22 protein-coding genes and 3 pseudogenes are annotated in these 23,047 nt (G+C 70.9%); 18 read left to right on the top strand and 7 right to left on the bottom strand.

The annotated features are described in order from the left end of the window. Positions 1–5: 5 nt before the first annotated feature. From ACFVGW_RS23845 to ACFVGW_RS23785, 13 genes are all read left to right on the top strand, one after another. Positions 6–1,559: a phage tail sheath family protein gene (locus ACFVGW_RS23845; protein WP_383309708.1), complete on the top strand. Its 1,554-nt coding sequence runs from the start codon at positions 6–8 to the stop codon at positions 1,557–1,559. Positions 1,560–1,580: 21 nt separating this feature from the next. Further along, complete coding sequence (locus ACFVGW_RS23840) at positions 1,581–2,021, top strand: phage tail protein (protein ID WP_352189007.1); 441 nt, start codon at positions 1,581–1,583, stop codon at positions 2,019–2,021. Next, entirely contained in the window at positions 2,018–2,533 is a 516-nt protein-coding gene (locus tag ACFVGW_RS23835; protein WP_385853384.1) for a hypothetical protein, read from the top strand. Before ACFVGW_RS23840 ends, ACFVGW_RS23835 begins: the two co-directional genes overlap by 4 nt. After that, complete coding sequence (locus ACFVGW_RS23830; RefSeq protein WP_018492281.1) at positions 2,530–2,688, top strand: DUF6760 family protein; 159 nt, start codon at positions 2,530–2,532, stop codon at positions 2,686–2,688. Before ACFVGW_RS23835 ends, ACFVGW_RS23830 begins: the two co-directional genes overlap by 4 nt. Before the next feature lie 9 nt (positions 2,689–2,697). Next, positions 2,698–6,021, top strand: coding sequence for a hypothetical protein (locus tag ACFVGW_RS23825; protein ID WP_385853383.1), 3,324 nt, complete (start codon positions 2,698–2,700; stop codon positions 6,019–6,021). Between the two features lie 111 nt (positions 6,022–6,132). Beyond that, the gene (locus ACFVGW_RS23820) at positions 6,133–6,558 is read left to right on the top strand and encodes a phage tail protein (protein ID WP_383177814.1); all 426 of its coding nucleotides are present in this window, start codon (positions 6,133–6,135) and stop codon (positions 6,556–6,558) included. A 46-nt stretch (positions 6,559–6,604) separates the two neighbouring features. Further along, on the top strand, positions 6,605–7,321 hold the full coding sequence (locus ACFVGW_RS23815) for a LysM peptidoglycan-binding domain-containing protein (RefSeq protein WP_385853382.1): 717 nt from the start codon (positions 6,605–6,607) through the stop codon (positions 7,319–7,321). Further along, positions 7,318–9,099 (top strand): VgrG-related protein, encoded by a 1,782-nt coding sequence (locus tag ACFVGW_RS23810; protein ID WP_385853381.1) that lies wholly within the window; start codon positions 7,318–7,320, stop codon positions 9,097–9,099. The genes ACFVGW_RS23815 and ACFVGW_RS23810 overlap by 4 nt, the downstream gene beginning before the upstream one ends. Positions 9,100–9,170: 71 nt before the next feature. Further along, positions 9,171–9,482, top strand: coding sequence for a PAAR domain-containing protein (locus ACFVGW_RS23805; RefSeq protein WP_383221971.1), 312 nt, complete (start codon positions 9,171–9,173; stop codon positions 9,480–9,482). Next, positions 9,479–9,901, top strand: coding sequence for a GPW/gp25 family protein (locus tag ACFVGW_RS23800; RefSeq protein ID WP_352189000.1), 423 nt, complete (start codon positions 9,479–9,481; stop codon positions 9,899–9,901). Before ACFVGW_RS23805 ends, ACFVGW_RS23800 begins: the two co-directional genes overlap by 4 nt. After that, on the top strand, positions 9,901–11,865 hold the full coding sequence (locus ACFVGW_RS23795) for a putative baseplate assembly protein (RefSeq protein WP_385853380.1): 1,965 nt from the start codon (positions 9,901–9,903) through the stop codon (positions 11,863–11,865). Before ACFVGW_RS23800 ends, ACFVGW_RS23795 begins: the two co-directional genes overlap by 1 nt. Continuing rightward, positions 11,862–12,425 (top strand): phage tail protein I, encoded by a 564-nt coding sequence (locus ACFVGW_RS23790; protein ID WP_385853379.1) that lies wholly within the window; start codon positions 11,862–11,864, stop codon positions 12,423–12,425. The genes ACFVGW_RS23795 and ACFVGW_RS23790 overlap by 4 nt, the downstream gene beginning before the upstream one ends. A 4-nt stretch (positions 12,426–12,429) precedes the next feature. After that, entirely contained in the window at positions 12,430–13,809 is a 1,380-nt protein-coding gene (locus ACFVGW_RS23785) for an NADase-type glycan-binding domain-containing protein (RefSeq protein ID WP_385853378.1), read from the top strand. 29 nt (positions 13,810–13,838) lie between these two features. Here ACFVGW_RS23785 and ACFVGW_RS23780 read toward each other — a convergent pair whose 3' ends face one another. Next, positions 13,839–14,360, bottom strand: coding sequence for a hypothetical protein (locus tag ACFVGW_RS23780; protein WP_385853377.1), 522 nt, complete (start codon positions 14,358–14,360; stop codon positions 13,839–13,841). A gap of 203 nt (positions 14,361–14,563) precedes the next feature. Here ACFVGW_RS23780 and ACFVGW_RS23775 point away from each other — a divergent pair, with 203 nt between their 5' ends. Both ACFVGW_RS23775 and ACFVGW_RS23770 read left to right on the top strand, forming a co-directional pair. Beyond that, positions 14,564–16,960 carry a hypothetical protein gene (locus ACFVGW_RS23775; RefSeq protein WP_385853376.1) on the top strand — a complete coding sequence of 799 codons (2,397 nt, stop codon included), beginning with the start codon at positions 14,564–14,566 and terminating at the stop codon, positions 16,958–16,960. Between the two features lie 163 nt (positions 16,961–17,123). Then, positions 17,124–17,417, top strand: coding sequence for a hypothetical protein (locus tag ACFVGW_RS23770; protein WP_385853375.1), 294 nt, complete (start codon positions 17,124–17,126; stop codon positions 17,415–17,417). On the opposite strand, the gene ACFVGW_RS23765 is transcribed toward ACFVGW_RS23770, so the two are convergent. Continuing rightward, positions 17,386–17,829 carry a hypothetical protein gene (locus ACFVGW_RS23765; RefSeq protein WP_385853432.1) on the bottom strand — a complete coding sequence of 148 codons (444 nt, stop codon included), beginning with the start codon at positions 17,827–17,829 and terminating at the stop codon, positions 17,386–17,388. The genes ACFVGW_RS23770 and ACFVGW_RS23765 overlap by 32 nt on opposite strands. Before the next feature lie 265 nt (positions 17,830–18,094). Between ACFVGW_RS23765 and ACFVGW_RS23760 the strand changes: the two genes are divergently transcribed. After that, the gene (locus ACFVGW_RS23760; RefSeq protein WP_385853374.1) at positions 18,095–18,694 is read left to right on the top strand and encodes a hypothetical protein; all 600 of its coding nucleotides are present in this window, start codon (positions 18,095–18,097) and stop codon (positions 18,692–18,694) included. A gap of 110 nt (positions 18,695–18,804) precedes the next feature. On the opposite strand, the gene ACFVGW_RS23755 is transcribed toward ACFVGW_RS23760, so the two are convergent. After that, the gene (locus ACFVGW_RS23755; protein ID WP_385853431.1) at positions 18,805–19,011 is read right to left on the bottom strand and encodes a DUF4913 domain-containing protein; all 207 of its coding nucleotides are present in this window, start codon (positions 19,009–19,011) and stop codon (positions 18,805–18,807) included. Between the two features lie 24 nt (positions 19,012–19,035). Here ACFVGW_RS23755 and ACFVGW_RS23750 point away from each other — a divergent pair, with 24 nt between their 5' ends. Beyond that, positions 19,036–19,674: an SMI1/KNR4 family protein gene (locus ACFVGW_RS23750; protein WP_385853373.1), complete on the top strand. Its 639-nt coding sequence runs from the start codon at positions 19,036–19,038 to the stop codon at positions 19,672–19,674. Positions 19,675–19,695: 21 nt separating this feature from the next. On the opposite strand, the pseudogene ACFVGW_RS23745 reads toward ACFVGW_RS23750, so the two are convergent. Then, positions 19,696–19,890 (bottom strand): annotated as a pseudogene (locus ACFVGW_RS23745) (ATP-binding protein); the annotation flags it as partial. Further along, positions 19,891–20,129, bottom strand: a pseudogene (locus ACFVGW_RS23740) (IS21 family transposase); the annotation flags it as partial. 248 nt (positions 20,130–20,377) lie between these two features. On the opposite strand from ACFVGW_RS23740, the gene ACFVGW_RS23735 reads away from it, so the two are divergent. Further along, positions 20,378–21,583 (top strand): FG-GAP-like repeat-containing protein, encoded by a 1,206-nt coding sequence (locus ACFVGW_RS23735; protein ID WP_385853372.1) that lies wholly within the window; start codon positions 20,378–20,380, stop codon positions 21,581–21,583. A gap of 363 nt (positions 21,584–21,946) precedes the next feature. Here the strand turns inward: ACFVGW_RS23735 and ACFVGW_RS23730 are convergent. Together ACFVGW_RS23730 and ACFVGW_RS23725 are read right to left on the bottom strand one after the other, a co-directional pair. Continuing rightward, positions 21,947–22,084: pseudogene (locus ACFVGW_RS23730) on the bottom strand (GntR family transcriptional regulator); the annotation flags it as partial. Between the two features lie 69 nt (positions 22,085–22,153). Next, on the bottom strand, positions 22,154–22,660 hold the full coding sequence (locus ACFVGW_RS23725; protein ID WP_385853371.1) for a hypothetical protein: 507 nt from the start codon (positions 22,658–22,660) through the stop codon (positions 22,154–22,156). Between the last annotated feature and the right edge of the window lie 387 nt (positions 22,661–23,047).

The raw sequence follows: 23,047 nt of genomic DNA, 5'->3' as shown, positions 1-23,047 counted from the left end.
CGAGTATGCCGTCGTACCTCACCCCGGGCGTGTATGTGGAGGAGGTGCAGTCCGGTGCGCGGCCGATCGAGGGAGTGGGCACCGCGGTTGCCGCCTTCGTCGGTTTCGCGGAGCAGGGACCCTTCCACCGGCCGACGCTGGTGACCAACTGGGACCAGTACGTCCAGACGTTCGGCGGCTTCACGACCGGCACCTACCTCGCCCACGCCGTCTACGGCTACTTCGCCAACGGCGGCGGCACGGCGTACATCGTCCGCGTCGGCGGCCCGGCGGCCGACCTGGCCGACGACGGCCGCCCCGCCGCCCTCCAGGCGCCCAGGCCCACCGCGCTCGGCGGCTTCCTCCTCTCGACCCGCCCCGGCGCCGGAGCCGACGTCTCCGTCGAGATCGCCGACGCCGACGGCGAGAACCCGCCGGAGGACAAGTTCAAGCTGCTGGTCCGCCAGGGCGGCAAGGTGGTGGAGACGTATGACGCCTCCGTCCGCAAGAACGTCAAGGGCTATCTGCTCAACCAGGTACGCGAGTCGAAGCTCATCGAGGTCGCCGAGCAGCCCGGCACGGCGCAGACCCGCCCCGAGAAGCAGACCGTCACCCTCGCGGCCGCCCCCGCCGCCACCCCGGCGGCCACGGCCCCGGGCGGCGTCGCGCGGATCGACCCCACCGAGTACGTCGGCGACTCCTCCGCCCGCACCGGCTTCGCCGGTCTGGAGGCCATCGACGAGATCACGATGGTCGCCGTACCGGACCTGATGGGCGCCCACCAGCGGGGCGAGATCGACGCCGAGGGCGTCAGGACCGTCCAGCTCGCCGTCATCTCCCACTGCGAGCAGATGGGCGACCGCGTCGCGGTCCTCGACTCACCGCCGAGCATGAACGCGCAGCAGATCCGTACCTGGCGCCAGGACGAGGCCGGTTACGACTCCCGCTACGCCACCCTGTACTACCCCTGGATCTCGGTCTTCGACCCGGCCACCGGCCGCAACACGACCGTGCCGCCGAGCGGCCACGTCGCGGGCGTCTGGGCGCGCAGCGACGGCGAGCGCGGGGTGCACAAGGCCCCGGCGAACGAGGTCATCCGCGGCGCCGTCGACCTGGACGTCCGGCTCACCAAGGGCGAGCAGGACCTGCTCAACCCGATCGGCGTCAACTGCGTCCGCGCCTTCCCGGGCCGGGGCATCCGCATCTGGGGCGCCCGCACCCTGTCCTCGGACCCGGCCTGGCGCTACCTCAACGTCCGCCGGCTCTTCAACTACCTGGAGGAGTCCATCCTCCTGGGCACCCAGTGGGTGGTCTTCGAGCCGAACGACGACCGGCTGTGGGCGAGCATCCGCCGGAACGTCACCGCCTTCCTCACCGAGGAATGGCGCCGGGGCGCGCTCTTCGGACGCACGGCGGCGGAGGCGTTCTACGTCAAGTGCGACCGCGAGAACAACCCGCAGGAGTCCGTCGACCTCGGCCAGGTCGTGTGCGAGATCGGCGTCGCGCCGGTCAAGCCCGCCGAGTTCGTGATCTTCCGGCTCTCGCAGTTCTCCGACAGCACCAGCCTCGTCAACGAGTAACAAGAAAAGGTGAAAGCAGTCATGGCAGAGGGCGACGCTCTTTCCACTCATGTCTTCGGCGTGCAGCTCGGCGGCTACATGGTCGAGTCGATCCAGGAGATCAGCGGCCTGTCCTACGAGGAGGACGTGGTCGAGGTCCGTCAGGTGACCCCCGACGGCAAGCTGCTCATCCGCAAGCAGCCGGGTGCGCGCCAGGCCGGCGAGGTGACGATCACCCGCGGCATGGACAAGAGCACCGAGTTCACCAAGTGGGTCAAGGAGACGCTGGAGAACGGCGCGGTCGACTCGGCCCGGCAGAACCTCACGATCGAGGTCAAGGACGCCGCCGGCGAGACCGTCCGCCGCATCCAGCTCATGCAGGGCTGGGCGAGCAAGTGGGAAGGGCCCTCGCTCAAGGCCGGCGAGTCCAGCGCCGCCACCGAGACGGTGACCATCACCTTCGAGGAGATCGTGATCGAATGAGGCGCAGGACGGTCACCTCGGGCGGCCTTGACGAACTCCTCGAAGCCGCCTCGTCCGCCGAGCGCGCGGCGGCCGCCACTCAGGCGGCCGCCCCGGCCCAGGCGGCGGCCCCGCCGCCGCCGGCGGCGCGGCAACGCGAACAGCTCCAGACCGAGTTCACCTTCGAGCTCCCGCGCGGGTACGTCGACGACGAGGGCACGGTCCACCGCACCGGCACCATGCGGCTCGCGACCGCCCGGGACGAGCTGCGTCCGCAGATCGACCTGCGGGTGAAGGAGAACCCGGCGTACCTGAGCGTGGTCCTGCTCAGCCAGGTGATCACCACGCTCGGCACGATCACCGACGTCCACGCCGGAGTCGTCGAGCGGATGTACGCGACCGACGTCGCGTTCCTCCAGGACTTCTACCGGCGGATCAACAGCGAGGGGCACACGCACGCCGCGGTGACCTGCCCCCACTGCCAGGGCGACTTCGAGGTGGACCTCTCGGGCGGGCGCCTGGGGGAATCGTGACGTACGCCCTTCCCCGGCTGCGGGAGGAGATCGCGTACGTCGCCTACCACTTCCACTGGCAGCGCGAGGACATCCTCGACCTCACCCACGCAGAGCGCCAGCAGTGGGTGAGGGAGATAGCGCGGATCAACACACGGGTGAACGAAGGCGGGTGAGGTGAGGGCATGGGCTTCTGGGACAGGTTCCGGCGCGGCGGCGACGCACAGGCGCCCGCCGCGCCCGCGCAGGCCGCCACGGCGGCGCCGGGCGCCGCGGCTGCCGCGCCTGAGGTCCCGGCCGGGCGCCCGGACTGGGACGGAGGCTGGCGCGAGGTCGCCCCGCCGTCGGTCACCATCGCGCGCTCGACGCCGGCCGTCAGCGACGGGATGCGCTTCCGCTCGGGCCTCGCCGCCTGGCAGAACCCCACGCTCACCTCGGGACTCGGCCACGGCCTCATGCCGTCCGCGCCCGCCGGCCTGATCCACGGAGTCGCCCGCCCCGCCACCGGCCCGCGCACGTCGACGGTCGAGGGCGGCGGTCCGCTCCTGCTGCGCGCGGTGCGGGACCCCGAAGCCGACGGAGAGCCGGGTCCGGCGACGACGCCCCACGGTCCCGAGCACCCGGTCCAGCGGCGAACCGTGACGGCGCCGGTCGCCGAGCGTGCGGCGAACAGCGGGCCCTCGGCCACCGCGCCGGTGCGGCGTGCGGACTCCGGCGCGCCGATGACGGCGGGTACCGACCCGCTGGTCGTGTCCCGGAGCACGGGCACGGACAGGGCGCCAGGAACCCCGACGTCGTCCGCCACCCCCCGGCGGACGGCGTCGGCCCCCGAGAGCGTGCCTGAGGGCGGGCCCGCGAGCACCGCGCCGGTGTTGGGCGCGGGCTCCGGCGCCCCGGACGCGCTGACGGTGTCGCGCCCGACGCCGGATGCGACCGGAAGCGGTGCGACGACGGCGGGTACAGACCCGCTGGTCGTGTCCCGGAGTACGGCCGCGGACGCGGCATCCGGAACCCCGACGTCGTCCGCCTCCCCCGGGCGGGCGGCGTCGGTCCCCGAGGGAGGGCCTGAGGGCGGGCCGACGCGCATCGCGCCGGTGCTGGGCGCGGGCTCCGGGGCCTCCGACCCGCTGGTCGTGTCCCGGAGTACGGGCACGGACGCGGCATCCGGAACCCCGACGTCGTCCGCCTCCCCCGGGCGGGCGGCGTCGGTCCCCGAGGAAGGGCCGGAGAGCGGGCCCACGCGCACCGCGCCCGTGCTGGGCGCGGGCTCTGGGGCCTCCGACGCGCTGATGGTCTCCCGGCGTACGGCGTCGGCCCCCGAGCGCGGTTCCGGGGCTCCCGACGCGCTCACGGTGGCGCGCCGGGCGACGGACGCGGGCGGAAGCGGTTCCGCGACGGCTGCGACCGACCCGCTGGTCGTCTCCCGACGCACGGGAGCCGAGTCCGGTACGGGCGCGGCCGCCACCACCCACGCGACGACCGGGGCGCCCGAGAACGCCCGGACCGTCACACCGGGTGCTTCGGCCACGCGCAACGGCGACGTCGTCAGGCCCACCAACGCCTCGGCCAGGCCCGACGCTTCGGCCTCGGTCCCGTCCACCAGGCCGGTCACCCCCGACACCTCCGCCACTTCCGGCAGGCCGGCCACGCCCGGTGCGCGCGGCGACTCGGCCACGCCCAGCGCCTCGGCCGCGGGCGCAGGCCCTTCGGGCGAGGCCCAGACCCTCGGCAGCGGCAGCGGCATGCCCACGGTCCTCCGGCGCGCGGAGCCGGCCGCCCCGGGCCGGTCCGACGCGAACGGGCCCGCCACCCTGCCCGTCGTCGGGTCCCGCCCGGACGCCTCCGGCGCCCCTGCGGCCACCGCTACGGGCCGGCCGTCCGCCCACCCCCGGCCGACCCGCCCGGCACCTGTCCGGCCACGTCCGGTCGGCACGTCGTTGGTCGTGGCCAGGCGCCCGGCGGTACCGCCGCGCGTGCTCGCCGCGGTACCGCCGCGCGCACCGGCCACGACCGCCGACCGCGCGCCCGGGCCGAAGCCGGCGCCGCCCGGGAGGGCGGACCGGAGCCCCCGTACGCCCGCCGCCCGACCCGGCCTGGGCGAACCGCTCGCCGAACTCCCGGTCACGGCACGGCGTGCGGACCCCGCGAACACCACGGCCCCGGCCCCCGCGCGGTCGAGCGAGGCACCACCGCTGCCCGTGATGCGACGCATGACCGAGACCGATACGACGACCGGTCCGAGGCCCACGACGCGTTCCGGTCTCGGTGCCCCGCTGCGGGAACTCCCGCCGACGGCCACGCCTGCCGCGCCCCTGCTCGGCGGCCCCGCCCCGACGGCTCGCCCCGAGCGGCGGCCGGCCGCGCCCGCCGGCCGCACCCCCGTCCAGCGTGACGTGGCGAACCCGGGCAGCGCCCCGGCGGTCTCCTCCGGCCCGTCACAGAGGCCTTCGGATCCGCCCCTTCCTCCGCTGCCGGTGGTCCCGGTGGCCCGTGCCGCCGAGAGGACGGCGGGCCCTGCGGGTTCCGCCGCACCCTCCGGGGACGCCCCCGCCACCGCCGTCCAGCCCTCGCGCCGGCTCCTCGCCGACCGTCCGCTCGTCGTCGGTACGGGTGTGCCCGAGGGGTTCTCGGCCCAGCCCGCCCCCGCCCACGCTTCCGGCGCCGCCCCCCGACCGGTGGTCGCCGCCACCTGGCGCCGCGACCCCGGGCCCGCCGCCCCTCCTGCCCCCGCGCCCGTGCAGCGTGCGGCGTCCCGGCCCGACGCGTCCCGGACACCGCGTACGAGCCCGTCCGGGCACCAGGGCGGCTCCGGCGGCGACCCGACAACGCCCCGGCGGGGACCGCTCGCCCGGCTGCGGCCGACGAAGGCCGCCGGCTCCCGGAGCGGCGGCGCCGCGCCCGTACTCCGTACCAGCGCCACACCCCCCGCGAGCCCGACCCCGGCCCACGCCCCGACTCACGCCCCGGCCCACGCCCCGACTCACGCCCCGGTCCAACGCGCCACCGCCACGCCCCCCGCCCCCGGGCCGGTGAGCCCCGACGATGCTCCGCCGGTCGTCCCGCGCGTACGCCTCGACCCGGCGCCCGCCCGGACCGCCGCCGCCTCCGTGCAGCGGACGGCCTCCCCGCTGCCGATGCCGTTCACGAGGGGCGCCGGGCCGGGGCTCGGGGCCGAGCCGTCCCCGCCGCCCGTCGTACAGGCGCCGGCCGCCAACCGGCTGCAGGCCAGGGCCGTCCAGCGGATGGCGCAGGAGGGGCTCGGCGGCGTCCCGGTGACCCCGGTACCCCGTGCCACGCCCCCCTCGACCACCTCGGCGACCTCGGCCACCCAGCCGACGTCCTCCGCACCCCCGGCCGCCGCGGCCACGTCCACACCGGCCTCCAGCCCGCGAGGGCCCGAGATCGAGGAGCTGGCCAGGCAGCTGATCGACCCGGTGGCCCGGCTGCTCCGGGCCGAGATGCGCCGAGGGCGGGAGCGCACGGGGCGTCCGTACGACAACCGCCGCTGACCCCGGCCGCCGACCCGGCAGCCACCCCCGATCACGGACCGGCACACAGACCGGCACACGGACCGGCACACAGACCAGCACACAGAACGGGCCCCCGGGCCAAGGAGAGAGATGACGGACAGCATCGTCGCGACGAGCGTGTTCTTCCGGCTCGCGATCGGCGGCAACGACCTCGGTGCCTTCCACACCTGCTCCGGCCTCGGCGCGGAGGTGGAGATGCACCAGTACGCGGAGGGCGGCAACAACGGGTTCGCCTGGCAGCTCCCCGGCCGCATCACCTGGTCCAACATCACCCTGACCCGGCCCGTCACCGCGGACACCGCCAAGATCGCCCGCTGGCTCGACGAGATCATCGAGCGGGTCGAGCCCAAGGACGGGGAGATCGTCGCGCTCAGGCCCGACCTCAGCCGCATCGTCAGCTGGCAGGTCCTCGGCATCGTCCCGGTGCGCTGGCAGGGACCGTCGTTCGACCCGGCGAACTCCCAGGCCGCGATCGAGACCCTGGAGATCGCCCACGAGGGCCTGCGCCCGTCCTGACACCCGGCCGCCCCGGCCACACCCACGGAGAGGAGGTACGTACGCGATGGCACCCGCCCGATCGAGCCGCGCACGGGCCCAGTTGACGATCATGGAGCCACCCGCGAAGGTCGGCGCCAAGCCCGGCGGCACCCTGGCCCGGGTGAAGCTCCAGTTCAACCCGTCGGCGCTGACCATGAGCAAGTCCACCGAGTGGCGGCGCACCCCGTCCCGGATGGCGGGCCAGTCGGCCCTGCCCGAATTCGTCGGCAGCGGACCGCGTTCGCTCTCCCTGGAGGTCTTCCTCGACGCGACGGCCAAGCACGACAACTCCGTCGAACAGGCCGTCCAGCAGATGATGACGGCCTGTGTGCCCACGAAGGCCAGCCTGGCCCGCAAGACACCGGCCAGCCCCTGGGTGCGGTTCGAATGGGGCACGTCGAAGACGACCTCGTTCGACGGCGTGCTGTCCAACTTCTCGGTCAACTACACCCTGTTCGACGTCGACGGGAAGCCGCTGCGCGCCACCTGCTCGCTGTCGATCGAGGAGGCGAGCGTCGACCCGCCGGGCCAGAACCCGACATCGGGTTCGCGCGAGGCACGCCGTACGCACCGGGTCGTCGCGGGCGACAGCCTGCCGCTGCTGGCCTGGCGCGAGTACGGCGACGCCACCGCCTGGCGCGTCATCGCCGAGGCCAACGCCATCGACGACCCCATGGTGCTCGTGCCCGGTACGGAACTCGTCGTGCCCGGGGCCGACGGAACATCCCAGGAGGACCGATGAGCGCCGCCGGCGAGTCGAGGGGCGGCCGGTCGTTCGCGGCCGACCCGATCGTTGAGGCCCCCGCCGAACTGCCGCCCGCCTGGGTCGCGCAGCTGGTCAGCTGTGTCGTCGACGAGAACGTCGGACTGCCGGACACCGCGCTGCTGACCTACCGCGACCCGAACCACGAACTGCTCACCGCCACCGGCATCACCATCGGCACGCCCCTGAAGATCTCGGTGGTGACGGTCACGGGCCAGGCCAGGGAGCGCCTGTTCACGGGCGAGGTGACGGCCGTCGAACTGGACACCGACACCACGGGGTCGTTCACGGTGATCCGCGCGTACTCCAAGGCACACCGCCTCCAGCGCGGCCGCAAGGTCGTCGCGTACCGCAACATGACGACGGCGGACATCGTCCGCAAGGTCGCCGCCGGGGCCGGTCTGGCCTGCGGAAAGATCGAGGCGGCCCCGGTCACCCATCAGCAGCTCTCCCAGCCCAACATCTCCGACTGGGATTTCCTCCAGTACCTGGCGGGGGAGAGCGGTGCCCATGTGCGGGTCGACGAGAAGGGCCTGCTCCAGTTCGTGAAGCCGACGCCCGCCGCGTCCGCGCCGGCCCCGTCCACCCCGGCGACCCGCAACCCGCTGGTCCTGGAGTACGGCCGTAACCTGCTGGCCCTGCGGGCCGCCCTGACGGGCGCCGACGGGGCGGGCAACGTGGAGGTGCGCGGCTGGAACGTGACCACCAAGACCCCGCTGGTCGCCACCCGGCCCGCCGTCCGCAGCACCACCGTCACCCCGGGCCTCAACCCGTCCGTCGCGTCCGCGTTCGGCGCGTCCGCGAAGGTCACCGTCACCGACACCCCGTACCGCTCCCAGGCCGAGACGACGGCCGTGGCCGGTTCGGTGGCCGCGTCGGTGAGCGCCGGGTTCGGCGAGATCGAGGCGGTCGCCGAGGGAAACCCCAAGCTGCGCGCGGGCAAACCGGTCGCCCTCGGCAACGTGGGCCCCGCGTTCTCCGGCCGGTACACGGCCACCGCGGCCCACCACGTCCTGGAGCCGCAGGGCGGCTACCGTACGACGATCGTCGTCAGCTCCTCCCCCGACCGCTCCCTCACCGGCCTCGCCACGGGCGGGAACGCGCCCGCGCGCGGCTCGCGCATGCCCGGTCTGGCGATCGGCGTGGTCACCGACATCCGTGAGACCGGCGGCGGCCAGCGCGGCTGGGTGAAGCTGAAGTTCCCCTGGCTCGACGCCACGTACGTGACGGACTGGGTACGGACCGTCCAGTGGGGCGGCCAGGGCGGCGGAGGGGTCTTCAGCCCGGAGGTCAACGACGAGGTGCTCGTCGGCTTCGAGCAGGGGCTGCTCGACAGCCCGTACGTGCTCGGCGGCCTCTACAACGGCGTGGACAAGCCCTCACCGCACGACGTCCCCCTGGTCGACAAGACCAGCGGCAAGGTCCAGCGCCGCTCCCTGGTGTCCCGTTCGGGCCACCGCCTCGAACTGCTCGACACCCCGCGCGGCACGTCCGGGGTCCGCCTGGCCAGTGGGAACAAGCGGCTGGAGGTGAAGCTCGACGAGCGTCGCAACCGGCTCGAACTGACCGTGTTCGGGCCGGGCGGCAGACGCGCGCTGAGCTCGGTGACGCTGACCCCGAAGGGCATCACGCTCGACGCGGGGACGGGAACGCTCGACCTGAACGGCCGGACGGTCAACATCAACGGCAAGACGGGGGTGACGGTGGACGGCGGGCTGCTGGCGACGATCAAGGCACGGATGATCCGCCTCAACTGACGGAGGGCCTCCCCCCACTCGACGCATCGTCATCTTGATCTTCATCTTCATCATCAGCAAGGAGAAAGAGAATGCCTCCCGCAGCCCGCGTCGGAGACCCCACGGCCCACGGCGGTGTCATCGGCACCCCGCCGCCCGGCGCCGTCCTGGTCCCCACCGTGCTCATCGGCGGCAAACCGGCCGCGGTGACAGGAAGCCTGCACGCGTGCGTGCCGCACGCCTACCTCGGCCCGGCCAACGTGATCATGCCGAACCCGCGCGCCGCCGTGGGCGGCCCCGTACTGATCGGCGGGCTGCCCGCCGCCTGCGTGCGGGACCAGACGAGCTGCGGGGCACAGATCGTGGCCGGCGCGTTCAACGTCCTCATCGGGGGGCCGGTGTGAGCGAGCGGTTCATCGGCCGGGGCTGGGGCTTCCCGCTCCGGGTGAGCCCCACCGGCGGGATCGGCATGGTGGAGCGCGACCGGGAGATCGAGGAGGCCATCCGCCTGGTCCTCGGCACGGCACCGGGCGAGCGCCCCATGCGCCCCGAGTTCGGCTGCGGGATCCACGAGTACGTCTTCGCGCCCGGCGACGGCGAGACGGCGGGCCGGATCGGCCACGAGGTGCGGACGGCGCTGGAGCGCTGGGAGCCGCGGATCGAGGTCGACGACGTGGTGGTCGCCTTCGACGCGGTGGACGACGGCATCTTCTACATCGACGTCCGGTACACGGTCCGGTCCACCAACGACCTGCGGAACCTGGTCTTCCCGTTCTACTCCATCCCCTCCCACGAGGGCTCCGACGAGGCGGGAGGACGCTGATGGCTCTGCCCTCACCGAACCTGGACGACCGGCGTTTCCAGCAGCTCGTCGACGAGGCGAAGCGGTACGTGCAGCAGGCGGCGCCGGAGTGGACCGACCACAACGTGTCGGACCCCGGGGTCACGCTCATCGAGACCTTCGCCTACATGGTCGACCAGCTGCTCTACCGGCTGAACCGGGTGCCGGAGAAGAACTACGCCGCGTTCCTCGACCTGTTGGGCGTACGGCTGTTCCCGCCGACGGCCGCGACGGCGGACGTCGACTTCTGGCTCTCCGCGCCCCAGCCCGACACCGTGATGCTGCGGGCGGGCGTCGAGGTGGCCACCGTACGGAGCGAGACCGAGGACGCGGTGGTGTTCGGCACCGCCGCCGACCTGCCGATCGTGCCCAGCTCCCTCATCCGCCTGGTGACCGCCCCGGCGGGCGGCGAACAGACGGACCGGACGACGGCACTCGGCGAGGGCCGCGACATCCCGTGCTTCCAGGCGGCCCCGGCCCCCGGTGACGCGCTGCTGTTCGGCCTGCCGACGGCCGTGCCGCGCTGCATCGTCGCCGTCCGGCTCGACAGCCGTGTCGAGGGCGTCGGCGTCGACCCCCGGCAGCCGCCCCTCGTGTGGGAGGCGTGGGACGGCGCCCGGTGGGTGGTCTGCGAGACCGGTCCGGACACCACGGGCGGGCTCAACAGGCCCGGCGAGATCGTCGTGTTCGTACCGGCGGGACACACCGCGTCGGTGGTCGCGGGCACGCGCGCCGGCTGGCTGCGCTGCCGTGTCACCGCGCCCGAGGCGGGCCAGCCGTTCTACTCCGAGTCGCCGACGATCCGCGAGGCGGAGGTGTTCACGGTCGGCGGCACGATGACGGTCGAGCACGCGGAGGCCGTGTACGACACCCTGCTCGGCACCTCCGACGGCGTGGCGGGCCAGCGGTTCAGGCTGCCCCGGCCGCCGCTGCTGCTCGACGGCGAACCGGTGGTGGTCGAGGTGTCCTCGGCCGAGGGCTGGCAGACCTGGACGGCGGTGGACCACTTCGGCGACTCCTCGCCCACCGACCGGCACGTCGTCGTGGACGCCACGAACGGCGAGTTCACCTTCCCGCCCGCGGTGCGCGAGCCCGACGGCACGGTACGCACCTACGGGGCGGTGCCCGACCAGGGAGCCCAGGTCCGGGTTCCGCGCCACCGCACGGGAGGCGGCGCCGACGGCAACGTGGCGCGCGGCGCGATCTCGGTCCTGCGCAGCTCCGTTCCGTACGTCGCCCGGGTCGAGAACCGCGAGGCGGCCCGTGGCGGGGTGGACGGCGAGACCGTCGACAACGCCAAGGTGCGGGCGCCGCACGTGCTGCGGATCCGGGACCGGGCCGTCACGGCCCAGGACTACGAGTTCATCGCCCGCGAGGCGGCGCCCTCGGTGCGGCGCGTGCGCTGCCTGCCGGCCGTGGCGGGGGAGGGCGGGGCGGTACGCGTACTGATCGTCCCCGACGCGGTCGCCGACGAGCGGGACGACCGGCTCCGGTTCGAGCAGCTGATCCCCTCCGAGCAGGTCCTGTCGGCGATCACGGCCCGCCTGGACGAACGCCGCCTGGTCGGCACGCGCCTGGTCGTGGAGCCCCCCGCGTACCAGGGGATCACGGTGGTGGCCCGCCTGATCGCCGACCCGCAGGACGTGGACCGGGTGCGCGAGGCCGCGCTCGCCGCGCTGTTCCGGCACTTCAACCCGCTGCACGGCGGAGCCGACGGCGGGGGCTGGGCGTTCGGCCGCCCCGTCCAGTACGGAGAGGTGTTCGCGGTCCTCCAACGGGCGGCCCGCAACGCCCTGGTGGAGGAGGTCCGCCTCTTCCCCGCCGACCCGGTGACCGGCCGCCGCGGCGCCCCGGTCGAACGGATCGACGTGGCCCGCAACGCCCTGGTCTTCTCGTACCAGCACCAGGTGGTCGTGGCCCCCGGGGACCTGGGCGGCGCGACATGACCCGAGCAGCCGTCCCCGGGCTGCCGAGCCGCCACCCGATCGGCGGCCTGCTCCCCGCCCTGTACGCGGACGACGACTTCGCGCAGCGCTTCACGACGGGCCTCGACACGGTCCTGGCCCCGGTGCTGTCCACGCTGGACAACCTCCCGGCGTACTTCGACCCCGCGCTCACACCCCCGGACTTCCTGCGGTGGCTCGCGACCTGGCTGGGCGTGGAGCTGGACGAGGAGTGGCCGGAGGAACTCTCCAGGACGGTCGTGGCCCGGGCGATGGACCTCCACCGCCGCCGCGGCACGCGCCGCGGACTGGTGGAGAGCCTGCGCCTCTGCCTCGGGGTGGAGGCACGGATCGTCGACGGGGGCGGCGCCACCTGGTCGACGACGGCCGACTCGGAACTGCCCCCGGCGCCACCGGGCGAACTGCTGGTCCTGGTCTGGCCGGTCCGCACACCGACGGTGAACGAGCGCCAGGTCCTGGACGTGATCGCGGCGTCGTGCCCGGTCCACCTGACGTGCCGGGTGGAGATCCTCACCGGCCCACCGGAAGACGGAGGTAGCTGAGGCCATGCGCTCATGCCCGGACTGCGGAACGGCGAACGGCGAGACGGACGACTTCTGCGGCAACTGCGGGGGGTACCTGGGCTGGTCGCAGGAGGAGAAGAAGAAGGAGAAGGAGCAGGAGCGGGAGGAGGAGCGGGAGGCCAGGGAGCCCGATGCGCCCGAAGCCCGACAACTCCCCTCGGCGCCCCCGGAACTCCCGTCGGCACCCCTGCCGGGGCTGCCGTCATCACTCACACCCCTCACACCCGAACTCCCGGAGGAGGCTCAGCCGGGATTCCTGAGGGGCCTGCTGAGGGGCTTCCAGCAGGACCTCCCGGTGGAGGTCCCGGCGGAGATCCCCGCAGGTCTCTCGACGGACATCCCGGCGGAGCTCCAGGCGGGCCTGCCGACGGACTCCCGGACGGATTCTCCGGCGGCAGAGGAAGAGGACACCCGAAGGGAGCGCGCCGCGCCCAGGCCCCGTCCCGCTCCGGCCATCCCACCAAGGCCCACCCACAGGCCCACGAACACCCCCACGCCGCCACCGATCCCCGCGCGCACCCCTACTCCCACGCCTGCCCCCACCCCGCGGCCCACCCCGCAGGTGGCACCACAGGCGGAGGAGTCTCCGGTGGGGGCGGTGAAGCCGGCGAAGCCGATCGCGCAGCGCCCGACGGTACGTGCGGCGGCGTCAAAGGATCAGCAGGTGGGCCCCCCGTGCCCGCAGTGCGGAACGCCGAACGCCTCGGACCGCCGTTTCTGCCGCCGCTGTGCGACCCCGCTGCGGGCGACGGCCAAGGCGGCGCCGCTGCCGTGGTGGCGGACGGTGTGGCCGTTCCGCCGCAGGGTGCGCTCGGGCTCGGGCCAGTGGGTACGCCGATCGGTGATCGCGGTGGTGGTGCTGGGCCTCCTGGTGGGGGGCTACTTCCTGATCCCGGCGGGCCGCTGGCTGTACGAGGACGTACGGGACAAGCTCTCGAAGGCGACGCACATCACCCCGGCCTCGGTCGAGGCCACGGCATCGGTCCCGAAGCACGGGCCGACGCTGGCGACGGACGGCCTGACCAACACGTACTGGGGCGCGCCGGCGGTCGGTGACTCGCTGTCCTTCACGTTCCGCTCCCCGTTCCGCCTGGTGGACGTGGTGGTCCACACGGGCGTCTCGAAGAAGGCGGAGACGCACCGCAACCAGGCCCGCCCGATCAGAGCGGACCTGCTGATAACGGCGTCGGACGGAACGACGAAGACGAAGACGATCACCCTCGCGGACAAGCCCGGCCCCCAGACGATCCAGACGGGCTACAGCGACGTCGTCTCGGTCCAACTGACGCTGCGCGACGCGACGCGCCTCACCGAGGGCCGCCACATCGCGCTGGCGGAGGTCGAGTTCTTCAGGAGGAGCTGACGGCCCACAGCCCGGGACGCGAGCGTCTGTTACTCGTCGTCTTCGTCGTCCTCGTCGTACCAGCCTTCGATCATGCCGACGAGCCCTTCGTCGATCGGGTTGTCGAACTCGTCCTCGGTGGCGAGGAGCCGGCGCAGCGTGTTCAAGGGGTACCAGTGTTCGCCGGGCTTGGCGTCGGGTGCGCCGACGCAGGGGGTGTCCAGGTACGCGGGGTCCGGGACCGCCGGATAGAACGCCGGGAGCAGACCGAAGGTGACGTCCGGTTCGAACTTCCACACCCAGCCCTCACGCCGCCGGCGCAGGGTCTCGCCGACGTACCACACGGCACCCTGGACGAAGGGGGAACGGCGCTGGGCGGTGATCTCCTCCGACTCGGCGAATGTCTCCTCGACGAGGTCTTCCAGGGCGTCGAGCGAGGCGTCGGAGAAGTCGAACCGGTCGACACCGCTGGCTTCCCGGGCCCAGCCTTCGAAGGCGGCCTGTCGTTCGGCGAGCCAGGTCAGGAGGTCGGGGTGGCGGGTGGAGTCGTAGTCGGAGTGGGGTGTGGTCATGGCCAGAACCTACCGAACCGCGCCGACAGCCACGCAGGATCTTCGCGGAGTCATCACACGACACGTCAATAACCCTTTGCACAGCAGGAGTTGGCAGCACTTAGTGTGGTCGGTCGGCAGGAGCGGACACGCTACGGGGGCCCATGTCCAGCCCTGCCCTCCCCAGTCTTGAGTCCCGTGGCCCCCACGACCAGGGACACTAAGTGAGCACATCCATACGACAGCGCCTGAAAAGGCGCCTCTCTGCCGCGCTGGCGGTCGTCTCCTCGGCCGCGGTGCTGCTGGTCGGCCTGCCGTCCGTGGCGTCGGCCGCGCCGGGGGACTACGCGAAGATCACCGGCGGTAAGCGGTGCGATCAGATGCACCTGAAGAAGACCGTCCCGCGTACGCCGAACAACTCGGGTGCGCCGACCGGTCAGCACCACTGGACGAAGTCGGGGCCGGACGAGGAGTTCTACTACAACAACGCGTTCAAGGGCTTCGAGAACGTTCCCGCGCCCACTGCGGCCGAGCTGGGGCAGGTCACCGGCAGCCGCGCGGACATCGACAAGTGGGACAAGGCGTTCGCGGCCTCCAAGGACCCGGAGGACATGCGCAAGGCGATCTACTCCCGCTACAAGCGGCACCAGAACGAGTCGAACAAGCCCAAGCCGTTCGGCAAGTGGAAGGTCAACCTGATCAGCGCGCAGCACAGCAAGCAGAAGGGGGGCACGTTCGAGGTCAAGGCGGTTCAGGACTTCAACATGGTCGGCCCTGACTGGCTGTGCGAGGTCACGATCGAGATCTTCGACAAGGACGGCAAGAAGATCGCCTCCCGGCGGTACGACTCCTACAACCAGCGCACCGGCGAGCTGGGGGAGTTCAAGTCCGACGGGAAGCGCAAGCCGGCCCAGCTCCGGGCCGACAAGATCATCCTGCGGCACAAGGACGCGAAGCACGACTTCACCCGGCACCGGCTGACGATGTTCACGTCGGAGAAGCCGAACGGGGCCACCACCCGCGACTACAAGGCCGAGAACGCCAAGCTGCGGGCGGAGCGCGGAACGGGGAACAACCCGATCCGGATCGCGGAGCGCCGGGCGACCGCGAAGGGCCTGTGGCCGCAGACGAAGTACACGAAGACGTACAACGTGTTCAACCCGCTGCCGAACCGCGGCACCCAGGGCCCGGGCGCCTCGATGGCCTACGGTTCGGGCCAGAACCCGGCCCAGGCACGGCAGTTGCAGAACCAGTACCTGGCGAACAACGGCCAGTCCGCGCTCGGCCGGGGACCGGGCGGGGTGGACTTCTCCACCCTGGAGCTCCAGTACGTCGGCAACCCGGTCAAGGGCAAGGCCCTGGACTACTCCATGAAGGCCGACCTCATGCCCGATGAGGACGAGAACCCGGGCTGGGGCGGACAGGCGAAGCTCGAACTGGCCTCCGACGCCCTGTTCACGTGGCTGGCGCTCACTCCTGACCGGCAGTGGGTGAACCTCAACCCCGACCAGCCCGACACCATCATGGACAAGGCGTTCGGCGAGACCGACGCCGGCCGTGTCCTCCTGGTGGCCGACATGGAGATGAAGCGGGACTTCTCCCGCGCCATGGACCCCAAGAAGTCCCCCGGCAAGGAGTTCATGAACGCGGCCCCCAAGGTCGACGGGGTGCCGTGCTGGGGATCGGGACGCAACTGGATCGTTCCCGGCCGGGCGAAGGTCCGCGAGCAGGACGGCGGGATCTACATCCTCGACGCCCCGCTGGAGGTCAACCACGCGGCGATGGACTTCGACACCCCCGTGCAGGGGGAGGACTGCTCGAAGAAGCTCAGCAAGGAGGAGAAGGAGCGCAGCCACCGGCTGATCTCCCAGTACCTCGTCCCCCACGTCGCGAAGCAGATCAACACCGAGCCCAAGTACGCCGACCTGCGCCGCGTCTACAAGTCCCGCGTCGCGGCCGAGTGGATCCGCCAGCAGGACGCGAAGAAGGCCACCGACTTCCGCTCCATCATCAACAGCAACAACCTGAAGCGGTGGCCGCTGCGCGGTGAGAACGCCGACTGGGACAAGCGGACCGTGTGGAAGGAGATGGTGAAGTCCTTCACCGAGGGCGAATTCACCTACGAATGGCCCCTCGGCGACGGCCGGATCTACACGTTCTTCGTCGGCGGCGTCGACTTCGCCAAGGCCCCCAAGCGGAACATCACCGGCGTCGAGTTCACCGCCCAGCACCGTGAACTGCCCCGCACGACGAAGGACTCCGTCCGCACGGAGACCTCCGCCCGTGACAGCGACACCGCGTTCCTGGGCGGCAACGGCGCCGCCCTGACGGATGACGGGAAGCCCGACCCGACGCCGACCCCGACGCCGACCCCGACGCCGACCGACCCGACCGATCCGCCCACGTCGCCGAACCCGGACCCGACCAAGCCGGGCGACGGTGACGCCGGCGGCACTGGCGGCGCGACGCCTCCGGCGAACCGCCCGGAGCCGGACGGCGACCTCGCCGACACCGGATCGGACACCCCGGTCGGCCTGATCTCCGGCATCGCCGCGGCGATCGCCGCCACCGGCGCGGCCCTGGTGTGGTGGATGCGCCGCCGCCGCACGGTCCAGCACTAACCCGAACAAGCACCCCAACCAGCAAGGGCCCCACCCCGGTTCACCCCGGGGCGGGGCCCTTCCTGCGAGGCACTTCGTCGCTCTGTGAACTCACCCGATTACCCAACGCTAGGATCGCGGACGTCGCCGCAGTCGCGCGGCGGACCGAGAGAGGGGCATCTGCATGGCCATCATCGTCACCTTCGACTTCCCTGACGCCGGACAGGAGCTCTACGACGCAGTCATCGAACGCGTGACCGATGGGCAGGGCTTCACGCAGTTCGCGGACCTGCCGACCACCGGTCTCGTCTCCCACGCGGCGGGACCGGTTGACGGAGGGTTCCGCGTGACGGAGGTCTGGGAGAGCGTGGAGGCCCTGGAAGCCCACGCAAAGACCTTCGGCCCGATCCTGGCCGCCCTCGGCCACACCGACGTACAGCCCACGATCATCCCGGCGCACAACGTGGTCGTCCGGTAGGGACGTTCCAGGCGGGTGCCTGAACTCCGCCTATCGCCCCGGACCCACCAGGTCTGGGGCAACACGCTGTGGGCTCTCGCCGCCACCGAGGCCACCGAGCGTACTCAAAAGTGCCTCGACGGCCTTCAGGGCGTGGGGAATTGGCACGGCACACCTGCGCAACGCAAATGACCAGTCGCTCGGCCCGCTCGATGATGCCCAGCCCACAGAACTCGACGTGCCCCTTCACCTTCCCGCTGCGCGACACCGCCCGGAACAGCAACAAGGGGACGGCACCCGCGCGTTCATCGGGCGCGTGCCCCTGGTGCCCAGCGAAGCCATCCAGCAGAGCGGCGTTCCCGACGGTCTTTCCCAGGGCGGCCGTCGTGCTGGCCTTGTAATCGCCGAATTGGCGAACGTGCCCGTTGTCCATGTCGAACACGTCGTGCCGGCGTCTGCTCGGAACCAGCCTTCCAAGGACTCGACCGTAGGAGGATCAACGGCCGCCGCTCTCCACCTGGCGCGCGCACCTTCGCCATGCCGTTGATGCCAGCCTCCAGCGATCAACCACAAGCGACTCAGAGAGACACCCTCTAGTACTCCAGCTTTAGATCCTCATCTTGCCTGGTATGAATCAACTGGGCGACCGATCCAGATCATGGAAGGATGCCTGTTCAGGACAGGCGAAGCGGGGCGGCATGGGACTGGACTACAGCTACGAGATCTTCATGCCTCCTCGGAACGTTGTGAGGGCACTGACCCGGCTGGCCGAGCTCGCCCCTCAAGGCCGCGACACGCCGCCGCTTCGGGTGACCCTGCCGGGTGGGGAGCAGTTGATCGTGCCGTTCACCTCGAACTTCAAGAGCGAACCGGTCCACTGTTCAGCAGGCGGCACGCTCGAACTGGACACCTCGATCGTCATCGGCGTCGACGACGCGATACGCGAGTTCTTCCTCCGCGATTCCGACAGGGTCGACGAGCGGGGACGAGTGTCGGTCGGGTACATCTACCTGACCGTCAGGTTCTCCCCCGCATGGCACCCAAACTTCGCGTCACTGCAGTTCACAGCCGCTACCTCGAGCATGAGCCGGATGTTCGTGCAGTCCGCGAGCGCAAGAAAGGTGTTCACCGACCTCACCGCCACCACCGGTGGTGTGTGCTGCCTACTCGACACCGAGACCGACATCTTCGACATCTGCTGGCTCAACGGCGAGGCGTTCAGTGGTGAGACTGTTCCCGGCGTCCGGTTCTCGCGCTTCCACGATCTCGTCGCCGCCTGGCGCGAGCCGGTGGAATAGAACGGAACGACGCTCGCCGGGGATTCGGCATACCCTGCCCGGTCACCGCAGGTGTGTCACGTGTTCCTCCGCTTGCGGTTGCAGAACGACCTCGCGTGCACGGTGCCGCCTCAGCCCGACGTCTGGCGCCACGCGCCGGGCAGACGATGGCCGACTTGGTGCTCGTTCTTGATGCAGTCGGCGAACGGGCCATTGCTGGGGCGGAGCTCGCGCATGCAGGGGTCGAGGTGGTCTCGATGCCATGTGCTGGGCCCGGTGTAGTCGCAGGTGGCTGGGTCGGTGAGTTCCTGCCAGGCGGGCTTGGAGGATTTCGGGATGCGACGGAGTGCGACAATCTGGCCGTGTCTGAGGAGTTGTCGCGCTGGTATCGAGGCCGCCTGGTCGTGGGGCCGTTCAGGCCGTTCGAGGTCGGTGAAGTTGAAGGTCTCGAACGTGAGATCGGGCTGCCAATGCCGCCTTCCTATCGCTCGTTCCTACAGGCGGCGGGCGGGGAGACCCTCGCGTACTCGGTCCGATTGCCGGCTTGCGACCCAGAGCCGTTCCAGAGTTTCGGCGACCTCTATCAGCTCGGCCGTGGCGACGATGGCGAATACGGCTGGGGCACCTTGCTCGGCGAGTATCGCCGCAGCCGTGATGGCCGGCTCGCCGATGAGGTCTCTCTGGCCGGCCTTCTTCCGATCGCTGGCAACGGCGGCAGCGACACCCTGTTCCTGGACCTGAACCCGGCGACCCATGGCCAGCTCCACGCCTTCGTTCATGGCATCCCTCACCCGGGATACCTGTCGAAGGGGGTCTTCACCCAAGTCGCTCACGACTTCAACACCTACCTCGACAGCCTCGTCGTCGATCCGGACCTCGCCGAAGACACCTGGGCCGATGTCGTCGACAATGACTCCACAGACCCTTGGCGGCGGACCGTCGAGGAATGGCTGGACAAGGAATTGCCGGGCTGGCGTGCTGAGCCGTGGGCGGCGGCCTGAGTGCCCGGGCTGGACGATTGATCAAGCGACGTTGGTGTCGAGTTCGATGGCCGCGAGCCGGTTCTTCAGCCGGTAGCTCGGACCGTTGACGGAGACGACGTCGCAGTGGTGCAGGAGCCGCTCGAGGATGGCGGTGGCGAGGACTTTGTCACCGAACACCTGCCCCCATTCGCTGAAGGTTTTGTTCGAGGTCAGGATGATCGAGCCCTTCTCGTAGCCGGTGGGGCGGTAGGTGGCCAGGACGTCGATGTAGAAGTCGTAGTGTCCGGCGAATCCGACCGCTTCCGGGTGCAGCGGAACGGCCTCGCCCGGTGCGACGTGGCGTCGGACGACTGTCTTGGTGCGGTCGTAGACCATCGACATCGGCACCCGCCGAAGTGGGCGAACGCCTGGCGGTGGCAGTCGAAGAAGGCGGCCAGATCCTGGCTGGTGGTGAAGCAGCAGAACGGATCTCGGCCCCTAGCCTCGGAGTCGCCCTGATTTCGCAGCATCACCCCTCCCAAGGCACAGTCGCCCGCCCACACACCGCCGGACCCCTCGGGTTTTCGGCTGGAGCAGGCCCCGCCTGCGGGACTCGGAAGCGCGGATTCAGCGAATCCTGAGCAACCCCGGGGCCCGCTCGGTGGGACGAGCAGGGGCGCCGGTACGGTCCTCCTCGCGGCGTGCTCGAAAACCTGTGCGCGCCGTTCAGGGAGGGGACAGAATGCGCACATCACTGCTTCGGCGCCTGGCCTCGGTGGCCGGCGCGCTGGGGCTCACCTCGCTTGCTCTGCTGGGCGCGGGTGGGACACCCGCGCAGGCCGCGGTCAGCGACTGCCCTTCGGGGTACTTCTGTGCCTGGAAGGACAGAGATGCCACGGGGGCGATGTTCAAGACGAACACGAACAAGGCGACTCTGGGCACGTTTGACAACCAGATCACCATGATCATCAACCGCACGTCCCTGCTCGCCTGTCTCTACGACGAACCGAACTACGGTCTCACGCAGGGGCTCAGGGTCTACAAGCCCGGCGATCATTTCAGCATGAGCCCGGCCGACTACAGCTCGCTGAAGCTCGTCCGCACCGTACGGGAGTGCGAGACGACCCCCTACCCCGAGTGGTACGTAGGGGTCTCGCCCAAGCTGTCCGGCTTCGGTGACATGAACGCCGATCGGAAGGCGGATGTCCTGGTCCGCGACCCGGTCGGGCGGCTGTGGTTCCTGCCGGGCGACAACACCGGCCGTCTTGTCGGCTCCGGTGGCTGGAACTCCTTCAACGCTCTCGTCCGGCACGGTGACTTCAGCCGGGACGGCCGGGAGGACGTGATCGCCCGCGAGGCGTCCACCGGCAAGCTGTGGCTCTACCCCGGCACCGGGAGCGGCAGCCTCGGCGCACGCAAGCTGCTGGGCAGCGGCGGCTGGAACGCCATGAGCCGGATCGCCGCGTTCGGGGACCTGTCCGGCGACACCCGGGCCGACCTCCTCGCGGTGGAAAAGGCCACCGGCAAGCTGTGGCTCTACCCCGGCACCAGCACGGGCGGCCTCGGCGCACGCAAGCTGCTCGGCAGCGGCGGCTGGAACAGCATGAACGCCCTGGTGGGCGTCGGTGACATGAACAGCGACGGCCGGGCCGACCTGTACGCCCGTGAGGCGTCTACCGGCAAGCTCTGGCTCTACCCGGGCAGGACTGGATACCTCGGTAGCCGGGTTCTGGTCGGCAGCGGCGGCTGGAACGCCATGTTCTCCCTCACTGCCGTCGGCGACTCGTCCGGCGACGGCCGCCCGGATCTCCTCGCACTGCACGACTACAACTGGCTGTACCGCTACGCGGGCACCGGCACGGGCGGAGTGCAGACACGGGAGGAAATCGGCTATTGGTGGGGCGTAGACGGCCGCCATTGGGGCCAGGCCGCCGGCATCGTCTTCTGACCCACTGTGGGCACTGTGGGGGCCTTCGCTTCCAGGCGAAGGCCCTCACGCATACCCGGGTGAGATGTGCAGCGTCCCTGACGCACCGACACGGCCGACGCAACCTGCGGCAGTAAGGCGCCCGGTTATCGTCCAGAAATGACGCACAAGGGCGGATCGCCCCGGGGGTAGTCGGCCAGAGTGAAGCCCTCCATGCACTCGCCGCACATGATGCTGCGGCGACTCAGACTCCGCGGGGAGACCAGGATGACGTGCATGCCCATCTGGTGGTAGTCCCACAGGCGCTGCGTGTCGTCCCAGTCCGCGTAGAGATCACGTCTGCTCTCCCCGCTCTTCGCTGAGTCCGGAACCTTGAAGACGCCGTGGGGTACGGGCGAAGAGCGCCTCTTTCATGTGCTCGATCTCGTAACCGGCGTCAGAGAGAACGCGAAATCCTCCGCCTCGACCGGCCGGGCCGGGCGTTGGGTCGACCAGCCGGGTGCCTTCAACGTGCTCTGACCGCACGGATGGGTGAGCGGCTCGTGCGCGAGGAGCCGAGGCAACTGTGAACTCGCCCTCTACCGGAGTGGTCTACTTTTTGCCGGCTCGGGCTAGTGAGGCGCTTTGGTAACTGCCGAGGTCGTCCTTGACATGAGTGGACATCCCAGGGCCATAGCCAGGGCCACCGTATACAGCCTGCCTGATCTTGTACGCGAGTTCTTGCGAGACCTCAGCGCCGGGCTGGGTGGCATCCATGGCCTGGTAGAGGTGAGACCGCAGTTCGTAGAACTTGGCGTAGACGGGCTGGGAGAAGAAGACGCCACCTTCGAGGTTGAAGTCGTTGAGCTCTTGGGCGTATTGCTCAGCCCATTCGCGAGTCTTGGGTTGACCTGCGAGAGTCCAGTTGGTCTCGTAGCGAATGTGGATCTTCCAGAGCTTGGGGTAGCACTCGATCCGCCTCTTGATGATCTCTTGGAACTGCGTCTGGACTGCCGCGTTGTGGTTGGTCCGCACGGTGGCGCGGACAGTCAAGAGGGTTCCGACCACGGACACCACTGCCGCTATGAGGGCAACGGCTGCTGGAGAGTTGAGATCCATGAGCACCTTCTATCTCGGACGCCGCGCTCCTGCCGCTGGTTTGGGGGATTCGCTCCCTCAAACTGGCCAGTGACCGATTCTCGCCGGCTGGCACCACCGCGGCTGCAGGGATGGTCATGAGGAACGCGAAGATCACATAGGCGCTGGAGGGGGAGCGACGCAGTGTGTCGGAGGCGTGTCGCGGACAGGGAGAGACAACGAGAGAGGGCGGGAGTCAGTGAGACTGACTCCCGCCCTCTTCTACTGGCATCCGCACTGGTCAGCGCTTGATCTCTGCTGATCCTTGGCGAGTGCCCCCGGCAGGATTCGAACCTGCGCACACGGCTCCGGAGGCCCTGTGTGTCTCACGCGTTCCAGCAGGTCAGAGAGCCATACCTTCTCTGTCGT

Origin of the sequence: Streptomyces sp. NPDC127129 (assembly GCF_042671585.1) — a bacterium.
Lineage (GTDB): Bacteria > Actinomycetota > Actinomycetes > Streptomycetales > Streptomycetaceae > Streptomyces.
This window is presented reverse-complemented; position numbering and strand designations above follow the sequence as displayed.